13 protein-coding genes are annotated in these 12569 nt (G+C 72.4%); 4 read left to right on the forward strand and 9 right to left on the reverse strand.

Annotated elements, in window-relative coordinates:
* Nucleotides 1–132: 132 nt before the first annotated feature.
* On the reverse strand, nt 133–597 hold the full coding sequence (soxR, locus tag C3488_RS10830) for a redox-sensitive transcriptional activator SoxR (RefSeq protein ID WP_103839141.1): 465 nt from the start codon (nt 595–597) through the stop codon (nt 133–135).
* A 115-nt stretch (nt 598–712) separates the two neighbouring features.
* Here soxR and C3488_RS10835 point away from each other — a divergent pair, with 115 nt between their 5' ends.
* Nucleotides 713–1174 (forward strand): MaoC family dehydratase, encoded by a 462-nt coding sequence (locus tag C3488_RS10835; protein WP_103839142.1) that lies wholly within the window; start codon nt 713–715, stop codon nt 1172–1174.
* Nucleotides 1175–1195: 21 nt separating this feature from the next.
* Here C3488_RS10835 and C3488_RS10840 read toward each other — a convergent pair whose 3' ends face one another.
* The 3 genes from C3488_RS10840 to C3488_RS10850 all read right to left on the reverse strand — a co-directional run bounded on the left by C3488_RS10840 (nt 1196) and on the right by C3488_RS10850 (nt 3391).
* A complete protein-coding gene (locus C3488_RS10840) occupies nt 1196–1822 on the reverse strand; it encodes a TetR/AcrR family transcriptional regulator (RefSeq protein ID WP_103839143.1) in 627 nt (208 codons plus the stop codon).
* A 69-nt stretch (nt 1823–1891) separates the two neighbouring features.
* Complete coding sequence (locus C3488_RS10845) at nt 1892–2179, reverse strand: YiaA/YiaB family inner membrane protein (RefSeq protein ID WP_103839144.1); 288 nt, start codon at nt 2177–2179, stop codon at nt 1892–1894.
* 60 nt (nt 2180–2239) lie between these two features.
* Complete coding sequence (locus C3488_RS10850) at nt 2240–3391, reverse strand: acyl-CoA dehydrogenase family protein (RefSeq protein ID WP_103839145.1); 1152 nt, start codon at nt 3389–3391, stop codon at nt 2240–2242.
* A gap of 87 nt (nt 3392–3478) precedes the next feature.
* Between C3488_RS10850 and C3488_RS10855 the strand changes: the two genes are divergently transcribed.
* The 3 genes from C3488_RS10855 (at nt 3479) to C3488_RS10865 (ending at nt 5887) form a co-directional block, all read left to right on the forward strand.
* On the forward strand, nt 3479–4120 hold the full coding sequence (locus C3488_RS10855) for a TetR/AcrR family transcriptional regulator (RefSeq protein ID WP_103839146.1): 642 nt from the start codon (nt 3479–3481) through the stop codon (nt 4118–4120).
* A gap of 56 nt (nt 4121–4176) precedes the next feature.
* Complete coding sequence (locus C3488_RS10860; RefSeq protein ID WP_103839162.1) at nt 4177–4893, forward strand: helix-turn-helix transcriptional regulator; 717 nt, start codon at nt 4177–4179, stop codon at nt 4891–4893.
* Between the two features lie 61 nt (nt 4894–4954).
* The gene (locus C3488_RS10865; RefSeq protein WP_181138963.1) at nt 4955–5887 is read left to right on the forward strand and encodes a DMT family transporter; all 933 of its coding nucleotides are present in this window, start codon (nt 4955–4957) and stop codon (nt 5885–5887) included.
* Between the two features lie 22 nt (nt 5888–5909).
* On the opposite strand, the gene C3488_RS10870 is transcribed toward C3488_RS10865, so the two are convergent.
* The 5 genes from C3488_RS10870 to C3488_RS10890 form a co-directional block, all read right to left on the reverse strand.
* Nucleotides 5910–6995, reverse strand: coding sequence for a Zn-dependent alcohol dehydrogenase (locus C3488_RS10870; RefSeq protein ID WP_103839148.1), 1086 nt, complete (start codon nt 6993–6995; stop codon nt 5910–5912).
* Nucleotides 6996–7000: 5 nt separating this feature from the next.
* Nucleotides 7001–8398 (reverse strand): aldehyde dehydrogenase family protein, encoded by a 1398-nt coding sequence (locus C3488_RS10875; RefSeq protein ID WP_103839149.1) that lies wholly within the window; start codon nt 8396–8398, stop codon nt 7001–7003.
* 140 nt (nt 8399–8538) lie between these two features.
* The gene (locus C3488_RS10880) at nt 8539–9759 is read right to left on the reverse strand and encodes an MFS transporter (RefSeq protein ID WP_103839163.1); all 1221 of its coding nucleotides are present in this window, start codon (nt 9757–9759) and stop codon (nt 8539–8541) included.
* 21 nt (nt 9760–9780) lie between these two features.
* Nucleotides 9781–11193 carry a CitMHS family transporter gene (locus C3488_RS10885; protein WP_103839150.1) on the reverse strand — a complete coding sequence of 471 codons (1413 nt, stop codon included), beginning with the start codon at nt 11191–11193 and terminating at the stop codon, nt 9781–9783.
* A gap of 123 nt (nt 11194–11316) precedes the next feature.
* A partial coding sequence (locus tag C3488_RS10890) for a molybdopterin oxidoreductase family protein (protein WP_219822306.1) occupies nt 11317–12569 on the reverse strand: 1253 nt, incomplete at its 5' end.

Raw genomic sequence — 12569 nt, forward strand, 5'->3', positions numbered from 1 at the left:
CGCAGCGGCGCCTGCGGGGCGCCTCCGCCCGGCTCTTCGAGCAGGGAGCAGCCCCGGCGCCCACCAGGGCTGTCGTGGGCCCCCGGACCGTCGAGGCTCCCGGGGAGGCATGACGGCCCAGGGCGGCGGGGGCTACCGCTTGCGGCGTTCCACCATCAGGCGGGAGCCTGACTGCCGTTCGCCGAACACGTCGTCCGGGTTGGACAGTACGCACGTCTCCAGGGACAGGCACCCGCAGCCGATGCAGTCGGTCAGGTGGTCCCGCAGGCGGCTCAGCTGCTTGATGCGTTCCTCCAGTTCGGAGCGCCAGGCCGCGGAGAGGCGGGCCCAGTCCTCGCGGGTGGGTGTGCGCTCCTCCGGGAGCTGCGCCAGTGCCTCGCGGATCGTGGCAAGCGGGATGCCCACCCGTTGCGCCGCTCGCACGAAGGCGACCCTGCGCAGTGCGTCCCGGGAATAGCGGCGCTGGTTGCCCGCGGTGCGGCGGCTGCTGATCAGGCCCTTGGACTCGTAGAAGTGCAGGGCGGAGACGGCGGCGCCGCTGCGGGCGGACAACTGGCCGACGGTCAGCTCGTGGATCTTCTCCGGGATCTGGGGCACCTTCCAGAGCCTACCCACCGCGGCACAGGCGTCGTCCGTTGACACCGGTGCCGCACCCGACCATGCTAAGCAGTTGCTTAGACATCGTGATTTCGTGACGCGAGAGGCCGGGAACATGGCAGAGCCGAGGACCTTCACGTCCACCGACGAGCTGAAGGCGGCGGTGGGCGAGCAGTTGGGGCACACCGACTGGCTGGAGATCGACCAGAAGCGGATCGACCTGTTCGCGGAGGCGACCGGCGACCACCAGTGGATCCATGTGGATCCGGAGAAGGCGGCCCAGGGCCCCTTCGGGACCACCATCGCGCACGGGTACCTCACCCTGTCGCTGCTCCCGCTGTTCGGGCCGCAGCTGATCAAGGTGGAGGGCGTGAAGATGGGCGTCAACTACGGCACCAACAAGGTCCGTTTCCCCGCGCCCGTGCCGGTCGGCTCCCGGGTGCGCGCCACCGCGACGATCTCCGGCGTCGAGGAGGTGCAGGGCGGCGTACAGGTGACCGTCGCCTTCACCGTGGAGCGCGAGGGCGGCGACAAGCCGGTGTGCGTCGCCGAATCGGTCGCACGCTACTACCTCTGACCCCGGTTCGGGTGGGGGCGCCTACTTCCGTGCCCCCACCATCCGCAGCACGAGGTCGGCGTAGAGCGCGCCGACCTCCTCGGGGGTCCGGGACCCGTCGACGTTGAACCAGCGGGCGACGTCGATGCACAGGGAGAGGATGGCCAGCGTCGTCCCCTTCACGTCCAGCACGTCGAACTCGCCCGCGGCCACGCCGTCCTCGACGATCCCGCGCACCTCGGCGTCCACCTGGCGGCGCAGGGCCAGGATCTCGGCGCGGGCGTCCGGGCCGAGCGCGTCCAGTTCGTACTGCACGACCCGCGCGGTGGTGCGCCGCCCGGCGTGCCAGCGGACGAAGGAGCTCACCGCGCCGGCGAGCCGCTCGGTCGCGCTGCCCTCGCGCCGGGCCGCCGTGCGCAGGATCTCCAGTGCCTTGTCGTGACCGATGCGGCTGATGCGGTGAAGCAGCTCTTCCTTGGTCTTGTAGTGGATGTAGAGCGCGGCCGGGCTCATACCGGCGCGTCCCGCGATGTCACGGGTCGTCGTGGCGTGGTAGCCGCGTTCGGCGAAGGCCTCGACCGCGGCGACCAGCAGCCGCCGCGCCGCGTCCGGGGTCACCTCGGCCCACGGCTCCATCTCGCCGCCGGCTGTCTCCTCCGCCGTACTCATCGCTCGCCCCTTCCACTGGCAGGACGAACACCATACCTCCGAAGGTGAGCGGGCGCTTAGCGTGCCCGCTCAGAGCTTTTCGAAGGGGTCGTGCTCGGCGAGCAGCTTCTCCAGCCTGGCCTGGTCCACCCGGCTGACGATCTGCCCGGCCTCCTGGCGGTCCCGGATCACCTTGGCGAGGGTGAAGGCGGAGGTCACCAGGTACAGGACGGCGATCCCGAGGAAGGCCCGCACCCAGGCGTCGGCGTGCAGCTGGAAGATCCCGACGGCGGTGGCCACCAGGGCGATGGCGAAGGACGCCACGGCCTGCCCGTAGAACGCGGCCGTGTTCTGCTGTCTGACCGGAGTCTCACTCATGTGGACCAGGGTCGGCGCACGGCGGCGCCGGCACATCCGCACGCGTACTCAAAGAGGTACTCAGAACGCCGAGACCCCGGTCAGCGCCCGCCCGATGACCAGTTTCTGGATCTGGCTGGTTCCCTCGTAGAGGGTCATCACCCGGGCGTCGCGCAGCAGTTTGCCCACCGGGTACTCGTCGATGTAGCCGTAGCCGCCGAAGACCTGCAGGGCGTTGTTCGCGGCGCGGACGGCGGCCTCGGAGGCGAACAGCTTGGCCTTGGAGGACTCGACGGCGAAGGGCAGGCCGCGGTCGATCAGGTCGGCGACGCGCCAGGTCAGCAGCCGTGCGGCGTCCACGTCGACGGCGATGTCGCTGAGGAGTTCCTGGACGAGCTGGTGGTGGGCGATGGTCCTGCCGAACTGCTCCCGCTCGCCGGCGTACGCCACCGCCGCGTCCAGCGCGGCCCGGGCTATGCCGACGCAACCCGCCGCCACCGACATCCGGCCCTTGGCGAGCGCGGACATGGCGACGGAGAACCCCTTGCCCTCCGGGGCCAGCCTCGCCGAGGCGGGGACGCGGACGTCCTCGAGGACCAGTTCGGCGGTCGCCTGGCCGCGCAGGCCGAGCTTGCCGTGGACGGTGCGGCGGGTCAGGCCGGGGGTGTCGGCGGGGACCAGGAAGGCGGAGACGCCCTTGTGGCCGGGGGCGTCGGTGGAACGGGCGAAGAGCAGGACGACGTCGGCCCAGGTGCCGTTGGTGATGAACATCTTGGCGCCGTTGATCACGTAGTGGTCGCCGTCGCGTACCGCGCTGGTGGTGAGGTTGCCCGCGTCGGAGCCGGTGCCCGGCTCGGTGAGCCCGAAGCAGCCGACGTACTCCCCGGACGTCAGCCCCGGCAGCCAGCGGCGCTTCTGCTCCTCGGTGCCCCAGGCGGCGATGGTCTTGGCGACCAGGCCGAGCGAGACGGACACGATTCCGCGCACGGACGAGTCGCCGCGACCCAGCTCCTCGGTCACCAGGCAGTACGCGAGGTGGTCGCCGCCCGAGCCGCCGTACTCCTCGTCGACGGTGAGCCCGAGGAAGCCGACCTCGCCGAGCTTCTTGACGATCGCACGGTCCACCTCCTCGGCCCGGTCCCAGTCGACGACGTGCGGGGCGATCTCGCGGGTCACGAACTCCTCGGCCAGCCGTCGCACGGCCACCTGCTCCTCGCTGAGCTCCAGGTTCACGACGTGTCACCCCTCGTGCAGATCATTGAATGCGGCACATTTAAATTAGCACTGCTAGTTTCCCTGTGCAGCCCTACTATGTGCGCCATGGCCCGACCGCGCAAGCCGCTCCTCAGCACCGACCGCATCGTCGCCACGGCGCGGGCGCTGGTGGACGCGGAAGGCCTCGCGGCCGTCTCCACGCGCCGCCTCGCCGCCGAACTCGGGGTCAGCGGACCGTCGCTGTACAACCACTTCCGCACCAAAGACGAGATCCTGGAGGCGGTCGCCGACTCGGTGAGCGCACAGGTCGATCTGTCGATGTTCGAGGACGGCCGGCCCTGGCGGACCGCGCTGCACGACTGGGCGGTCTCCTACCGCGCCGCGCTGCGCGACCACCCGAACATCGTCCCGGTCCTCGCCCGCGGGCCCGGCCGCCGCCCGGCCGCCCTGCGCCTCGCGGACGCGGTCTACGGGGCGATGGTCGACGCGGGGTGGCCGCCCGCGCAGGCCACCTCCATCGGCGCGCTGATGCGCTACTTCGTGATGGGCTCGGCGCTCGGCTCGTTCGCGGGCGGCTTCGTCGACGACGCGGCGGCGTACGACCCGGCCGACTATCCCCATCTGGGGCAGGCCCACCTCCTCGCCGAGCAGCAGGAGAAGATCGACGAACGGGCCTTCGAGACGGGGCTGGCCGCCCTGCTGGACGGACTGGAACGGCAGTACGAGCAGGTGAAGCGCCCCGTCTAGGACATGCGGAGGACACTTCGGTGCGCACCGAAGTGTCCGTGGTCGATGCTGGGCTCATGACGACGAGGAAGGACGGTGCGGCGGCCGGGCTCGCGGGGCTCGCGGGGCTGATCGCCGACGAGACGCGCGCCGCCTGTCTGCTGACGCTGCTCGACGGCCGGGCGTGGACCGCCGGTGAGCTGGCGCGGCACGCCGGCGTCGCGGCCTCGACGCTGAGCGAGCACCTGGGCAGGCTCGTCGCGGGCGGGCTGCTCACCGAGGAGCGGCAGGGACGGCACCGGTATGTGCGGCTCGCCGACGCGCGGGTCGCCCAGATCGTCGAGGACCTCGCCGCGCACGTGGTGCCGGACGCCGGGGCCGGACGTCCGCGCACGCTGCGGGAGGCGAGTGCCGGGTCCGCGATGGCCCGCGGCCGCACCTGCTACGACCACCTCGCGGGGCGGCTCGGCATCGCCGTCACGGACGCGCTGACCGCCCGGGGACTGCTGCGTCAGGACACCGGGTTCGCGCTGACCGACGCGGGCCTGGCCTGGTTCGGCACCGCCGGCATCCGCCTCGACCGCAAGGGCCGCAGGCCCCTCGCCCGAGCCTGCCTCGACTGGACCGAGCGCCGCCCCCATCTCGCGGGTGTCGCGGGTGCCGCGCTGTGCCGGCACGCCCTGGACGCGGGCTGGTGTGTCCGCATCGGCTCCGAACGGGCCGTGAAGGTCACGGGCGAGGGCGAGCGCGCGCTGTCGCGGCTGCTCGGGATCGAGGCGGTGGCGCTGCGCTGAGCCCCGTGGTCCGAAATCCGCGAGCATTCCCGCCCCCTGCCCTCCTAGCCTCTGGAGAATGATGAACGTCTCCCCCTCCCGTCTGGCCGCCGGCGCCGCCACCGTCACGGTGCTGCTGTGGGCCTCCGCCTTCGTCTCGATCCGCAGTGCGGGCGCCGCGTACGCGCCGGGCGCGCTGGCGCTCGGCCGGCTGCTGGCCGGGGCACTGGCGCTGGGGGTGATCTGCCTCCTGCGGCGGGAGGGGTTGCCGCCGCGTGCGGCGTGGCGCGGCATCGCGATATCCGGGCTGCTGTGGTTCGGCTTCTACATGGTGGTGCTCAACTGGGGCGAGCAGCAGGTCGATGCCGGGACCGCCGCGCTGGTGGTGAACATCGGGCCGATCCTGATCGCGCTGCTGAGTGCGCGGTTGCTGGGGGACGCCATGCCGCCGCGGCTGCTCGCGGGCATGGCGGTGTCGTTCGCCGGTGCCGTGACCGTGGGCCTTTCGATGTCGGGTGACGGGGGCTCCTCGGTGCTCGGGGTGGTGCTGTGCCTGCTCGCCGCGGGCGCCTACGCGGCCGGTGTCGTCGCGCAGAAGCCCGCGCTGGGTGCGGCGAGCGCGCTGCAGGCGACGACGTTCGGGTGTCTGGTGGGCGCGGTCGCCTGTCTGCCGTTCGCGGGACAGCTGGTGCACGACGCGGCCCGCGCGCCGGTGTCCGCCACGCTCAACATGGTGTACCTGGGTGTCTTTCCGACCGCGCTCGCCTTCACGACCTGGGCGTACGCCCTGGCCCGTACGACCGCGAGCCGCATGGGCGCGACGACGTACGCGGTGCCCGCGCTGGTGGTCCTGATGTCCTGGCTCTTCCTCCAGGAGGTCCCGGGGCCGGTGACGCTCGCGGGTGGCGCGCTGTGCCTGGCCGGAGTGGCGGTGTCACGGTCGCGTCCCCGCACGCCGCCTCCGGCCCCGGAACCGCACGCCACGCCCGAGCAGGTGCCGGCCGCCGAGTCCTAGAACACGGGACGAACCCAGGGCTTCAGAACACCACCAGCGCCCGGCCGCCCTTGCCCGCCAGCATGTTCTCGAAGGCGGACGGGATGCCCTCCAGCGCGATCCGTTCCGTCACCAGCGCGCCCAGGTCCAGGCGGCCCGCCCGGATGTGCTCGGCCAGGACCGGCAGGTCCTCGGCCGGGTTGGAGTTGCCGTAGACGCAGCCCGTCAGCGTGCGGCCCCAGTGGAAGATCTCCAGGGCGTTGAAGGTGACCTCCTGGTCCTTGCCGCCGATGCCGACGACCGTCGTACGGCCGCCGCGGCGCGTGGAGTCCCAGGCGGCGCGGATGGTGGCCGCCCGGCCCACGCACTCCACCGCCACGTCGACGCCCTGCTTGCCGGTGAGGCCGCGGATCTCGCGGGGCGTGGTGTCGGAGGCGAGCAGGAAGTCCGTCGCGCCCGCCCCTCGCGCCAACTCCTCCTTCGCGGGGGACACGTCCACCGCGACGATCCTCTCCGCGCCCGCGATCCGCGCCGCCTGGAGGGTCGCGAGGCCCACCCCGCCGACGCCGAAGACCGCGACCGTCTCCCCCGGGCGTACCTTCGCCGCGTGGTGCACGGCCCCGTAGCCGGTGAGGACGGCGCAGCCCAGCAGCGCCGCGTCGGCCAGCGGCACGCCGTCCGGGGCCGGGAGGACGCAGGATGCCGCGACCACGGTCTCCTCCGCGAACGCGGCGACGTTCAGGCCGGGGTGCAGATCCGTGCCGTCCTCCGCGCGACGGGCGTGGACGGCACCGGCGCCGGTGAGCGCGTCGGCGCACAGCCACACCTCGCCCCGTGCGCAGGCGTGGCAGCTCCCGCAGGACGGCGCCCAGTTGAGGACCACTCCGTCACCGGGGGCGACATGGGTGACGCCCTCCCCCACCGACACCACCGTGCCCGCGCCCTCGTGGCCGAGGACGGCGGGCACCGGCACCCGCATGGTGCCGTTGGACAGGGACAGGTCGGAGTGGCAGACCCCGGCGGCGGCCAGCCGGATCCGGACCTGGCCGGGGCCTGGCTCGGGGAGCTCGATCCCGGTGACCTCCAGCGGGGCCCCGACGGCGGGCAGTACAGCGGCACGGACGACCATCTGGCTCAACGCTCCTGGAACTGGAGGGACTTGGTCTGCAGGTACTCGGCGAGGCCGTGCGCGCCGAGCTCGCGGCCGACGCCGGACTGCTTGTAACCGCCGAAGGGAGCGAGGGGGTTGAAGCGTCCGCCGTTGATGTCGACCTGCCCGGTCTCCATGCGCCGCGCGAACGCGACCGCCTCCGCGTCGTCCCCGGCCCACACCGCGCCGGCCAGCCCGTACACCGTGCCGTTCGCGATCCGCAGGGCGTCCTGCTCGTCCTCGTAGGACAGGACCGCCAGTACGGGGCCGAAGATCTCCTCCTGCGCGATCGTCATCTCGGGGGTGACGTCGGCGAAGACGGTGGGCTGCACGAAGTAGCCGCGTTCCCGGGGGGATTCGGGACCGCCCGCGACCAGGCGGGCGCCCTCCGCCAGGCCCTTCTCGATGTAACCGCGCACCCGCGCCTGCTGCCTGGCGCTCACCACCGGGCCGATGCGGTCCCCGTACTTCGCCGCCGCCTTCGCGGCGAGCTCGACCGCCTCCTCGTACCGGTCCCGGTGCACCAGCATCCGCGTCCACGCGCTGCACGTCTGGCCGGAGTTGGACATGACGTTCGCGACGCCCACGTTGACCGCCTTGGCGAGGTCCGCGCTCGGCAGGACGACGTTCGCGGACTTGCCGCCCAGTTCCAGGGCCACCTTCTTCACGGCCGCTCCCGCCGTGGCGCCGATCCGCCGGCCGACCGCCGTGGATCCGGTGAAGGAGACCAGGTCGACGCCCGGGTGCTCGGCGAGCGCCTGGCCCGCGACCGGGCCGAGGCCGGTGACCAGGTTGAAGACCCCGGCCGGCACGCCCGCCTCGTGGACGGCCTCCGCGAAGAGCTGGGCGGTCAGCGGGGTGTCCTCGGCCGGCTTGAGGACGACCGTGCAGCCCGCCGCCAGCGCCGGGGCGACCTTGGCGACGATCTGGTGGAGGGGGTAGTTCCAGGGGGTGATGGCACCGACGACGCCGACCGGCTCCTGGTAGACGGTGGAGTTGCCGACGTTCTCCTCGAAGGAGTGGGTGGCGGCCAGTTCGGCGTACGATCCCGCGACCGCGATCGGCAGGCCGACCTGCACGTTCTGTGAGAACGGGAGCGGGGAGCCCAGCTCCGCCGTCACGGTCTCGGCGATCTCGTCCTTCCGGGCGAGGAGCACGTCGCGCAGGGCGGCGAGCCGGGCGGCCCGCTCGGCCGGGGCGGTGGCGGCCCAGCCGGGGAAGGCGGCGCGGGCGGCGCGTACGGCGGCGGCGACGTCCTCGGCGGTGCCCGCCGGGACCCTGCCGATGACCTGCTCGTCGGCAGGGTTCACGACCTCGATGGTGTCCGCGCCGACGGCGGGGCGCCAGGCGCCGTCGATGTACATGCCGTCATGTGCCTTCATCGTCTTCCTCCCGGGCGGGCAGCATCGTCCGCGCCCCAAACTAGCGCCGGTAGTTTTGTGGCGCCAGGGGGCTCCGGGAGGTCAGCGTAGGGCCTGTCCTGCGGATCAGGTCGGCCGTGAGGGACGGTTTGAAGGCGGCCTCAGGTCCGGCCGGCCGCCGCGCCCCGCCGCACGGACGAGTCCGCCTCGTGCGCCTCTGCCGTGGGCGAGCGCAGCGCGATCCCGGAGGAGACCAGCAGCAGCGCGCCGAGCATCACGAACGGCGCGGCCACACCCGCCATTCCGGCGACCAGTCCCGCGGCGGCGGGCGCGGCGACCTGGCCGAGGCGGTTGCCGGTCAGCCGCAGGGCGAGGGCGGTGGAGCGGGCGCCGTGGGGCGCGGCCTGCACGACGGTCGTCATGGACAGCGGCTGCCCGACACCGAGGCAGAATCCGAGCACGGTGAGCATCGCGCCGAGCACCCACACCGGCACCGGCAGCGCGATGCCGGCACACAGCAGCGCCGCCACCACGCAGGTCAGGGCGAGCAGGACGGTCCGGCCGAGCAGCCGCAGCAGCGGCGTGAGGACGAGACGGCAGGCGATGGTGGCGGCCGCGCGCAGGCTCAGCAGCAGGCCGACGACTGCCGGGGCGATGCCGCGGTGGTCGCCGACGACCGGCAGGTACGCGGTGAGGATGTCCGTGGCGGACAGTACGGCCAGGCTGATCAGAATGCCGGCCGGTACACCGCGGGCGCGCAGGATGCGGTGCAGGGCGACACGGTCGCCGTGCGCGGTACGGGCCGTCGTGGCCGTACGGCGCTCGATGCGCCACAGGGAGGTGAACGCGACCGCGGCGCCCGCGCCGGCCACCAGCAGGGCGAGCGCGCTGGTGGCCGCCCGGTCGGGGCCGTGGATCAGGGCGCCGGCGGCGATCGGGCCGACAAGTTGTCCGAGGGAGGCGCCGATCGTGAAGTGGCCGAAGTTGCGGTCCTGGTCACGGGGCTCCGACCGGCGGGCCACGATCGACTGGGCGCCTATGACGAAGCACAGGTGGCCGAGGCCCATCACGCCGCTCCACGCGGCCATCGCCGCCAGGGAGCCCGCGGCCCCGCTGAGCGCGCAGCCGCCGGAGATCAGGACCACGCCGGTCACCAGCAGCGGCACGCACCGGCCGTGGTCCGTACGGCGGCCGAGCGGTACGGCGGCGAACAGCGGCAGCAGCGCGTAGACACCGGCGATGACACCGACCGCGCGGTCGTCGGCGCCCAGCGCGAGAGCCCGGTAGGACACGGCGGGCCTGGCCATCGACACCGCCCCCTGCGCGAAGCCGAAGGCGATGACGAGGCGGAGCAGCCAGCCGCGGTTCCCACCGGGCCCCATGAGAACGTCCTCCACGAGTGATCAGATGATGCCGAACAGGATTCCTGCCCCGAGGACCACCAGCGATGTCAGCGCGGCCCACTTGACCACGAACCGCGTGTGGTCGCCGAACTCCACCTTGGCCATGCCGACGAGGACGTAGACGGCGGGCACGAGCGGGCTGGACATGTGCAGCGGCTGGCCGACCAGCGAGGCCCGGGCGATCTCCAGGGTGGACACACCGTGCGCCTGGCCCGCCTCGGCGAGCACCGGCAGGATGCCGAAGTAGAAACCGTCGTTGGACATGAAGTACGTGAGCGGGATGCTCAGCACTCCGGTGACGAGGGCCATGTGCGGGCCCATGCCGTCCGGGACGTTGTCCACCAGCCACTTGGCCATGTGCTCGACCATGCCGGTGCCCTGCAGGACGCCGGTGAAGACGGCGGCGGCGAAGACCATGCCGGAGACGTTGAGGACGTTCTCGGCGTGCGCCGCGAGGCGGGCCCTCTGGTCGGGCATGTGCGGGAAGTTGACGGTGAGCGCGAGCGCGGCGCCGAGCAGGAACAGGACCGGGATCGGCAGCCACTCCATGATCATGGCGGTGAGCAGGGCGACCGTGAGCAGTGCGTTGAACCAGTACAGCTTGGGGCGCAGGGTGGGCCGGTTCGGGTCGAGTCCCGAGAAGCCGTCCTCGGCGGCGGACTCGGGAGCGTCGGCGTCCGTACCGGAGCCGGAGCCGCCGGTGGCCGCGCGTCCCTTGCCGGTACCGCCGCCGGAGCCGCCCGCCCCGACGAGCACCGTCTCGGCCTCCTGCGGCTCGAGGACCTCGTCCAGCGTCAGCGTGCCGAGCCGCTTGCGCTCGCGGCGGCCGAGGACGTACGCGAGGGAGAAGACGCCCAGCAGGCCGACGGCGAGGGCGGGGATCATCGGCACGAAGATGTCACTGGCGTCGAGCTTCAGCGCGGTCGCGGCGCGGGCGGTCGGGCCGCCCCACGGCAGGGTGTTCATCACGCCGTTGGCCATCGCGGCGACACCGGTCATCACGACCAGGCTCATCCTCAGGCGCTTGTACAGGGGGTACATCGCCGAGACCGTGATCATGAAGGTGGTCGAGCCGTCGCCGTCGAGGGAGACGATCGCGGCCAGGACCGCCGTGCCGACGACGATGCGCAGTGGGTCGGCCTTGCAGAAGCGCAGGATGCCCCGCACGATCGGGTCGAAGAGACCGATGTCGATCATCACACCGAAGTAGACGATCGCGAACATCAGCATCGCCGCGGTGGGAGCGAGGCCGGTGACGCCGTCGATGACGTAGTCACCGAGCTTCGCGCCCTTACCGACGAACACGCAGAACAGCGCGGGGATCAGCACGAGCGCCGCGATCGGCGACATCTTCTTCATCATGATCAGGACCAGGAAGGTCGCGATCATGGCGAAGCCGAGGATGGTCAGCATGAGTGGATACCTAACGTTCGCCCTTGAACACCCCCACGGGGGCCGGGGGTGCGTTGACGTTAGGTCGCGTAAAGAAGGGTTAACAAGTAGTTGACGTGCGAGCAATAAGCGCAAAATTCCAGGTCAGCGTTGTGCGGGGAGCGGTGCGAGCTCGACGGGCACGCCGTTGAGCACCGCGTTGCCCGACAGCGGGTCGAGCAGACTGCCGTCGAGGAGCTGGTTGACGTTGACGCCGGGATCGAGGGCGGCGTGACTCATCCGGGTGCCGGGCCGGTCGTGGCCCCAGCCGTGCGGAAGGCTGACGACACCGGGCCGGATCCCGTCGGTGATCTCGACGGGCGCGGTGACCGCTCCCCCGGCGCCCTTGATCCTTACGGGAGCGCCGTCGCGTAGTCCGAGCCGCTCGGCGTCCTCGGGGTGGATGTGCAGGGTGCAGCGGTTGGAGCCGCCGGTGAGGGCGGGCACGTTGTGCAGCCAGCTGTTGTTGGACCGCAGATGACGCCGCCCCACGAGGACGAGCCCGTCGGCGCGCTCGCTCAGCGCCTGCTTCAGACGCGGCAGGTCGTCCGCGATGGGCCCCGGCAGCAGCTCCACCTTGCCGCTGACGGTCTTCAGCGGCTGCGGCAGCCGGGGCTCGAGCGGGCCGAGGTCGATGCCGTGCGGGTGGGCGAGCAGCTTGTCGAGGGTGAGCCCGTCGGGCCGGGCGCCGAAACCGTCGCCGTACGGGCCGAGGCGCAGCATCATGTCGAGCCGCCGCTCCGGGCCGTTGTCGCCGCTGAGCCGCGCGGCAAGCTCCTTCGGGTCCCCGCCGTGGACGGGCGAGTGGGCCTCGGTGACGGCCTTGCCGAGGGTCTGTCCGATGACGAGGTCGTCGACGGCGGACGGGTCGCCGCCGTGCAGGCCCGTGGCGGCGAGGATCAGCCGGGCGAGGATCTCGGTCTCGGCCATACGCCCGGGCTCCAGCGGCACGGCGGCGCGGGTGTAGCGGACCTGGTTGCGCACGGCGAGGGTGTTGAAGGCGAAGTCGAAGTGCGGCGCCTGGGAGGGCGGGGGCGGCGGCAGGACGACGTGCGCGTGGCGCGAGGTCTCGTTCAGGTAGGGGTCGACGCTGACCATGAAGTCGAGCGAGCCGAGCGCCTTGTCGAGGCGGTCGCCGTCCGGAGCGGAGAGTACGGGGTTGGCGGCGATCGCGATGACGGCGCGGATCGGGCTGCCCTCGTCGGTGGCGGTGTCGATCTCCTCGGCGAGCGCGGAGATCGGCAGCTCGCCCTTCGCCTCGGGGTGCCGGCGCACCCGTGAGTGCCAGCGGCCGAGTGCGAAACCGCGCCCGGGGCCGGCGGGGCGGGGCGTCTTGTCGGTGGCGGACAGCGGGAAGA

The sequence above is a fragment of the Streptomyces sp. Ru72 genome (assembly GCF_002920635.1).
GTDB lineage: Bacteria > Actinomycetota > Actinomycetes > Streptomycetales > Streptomycetaceae > Streptomyces.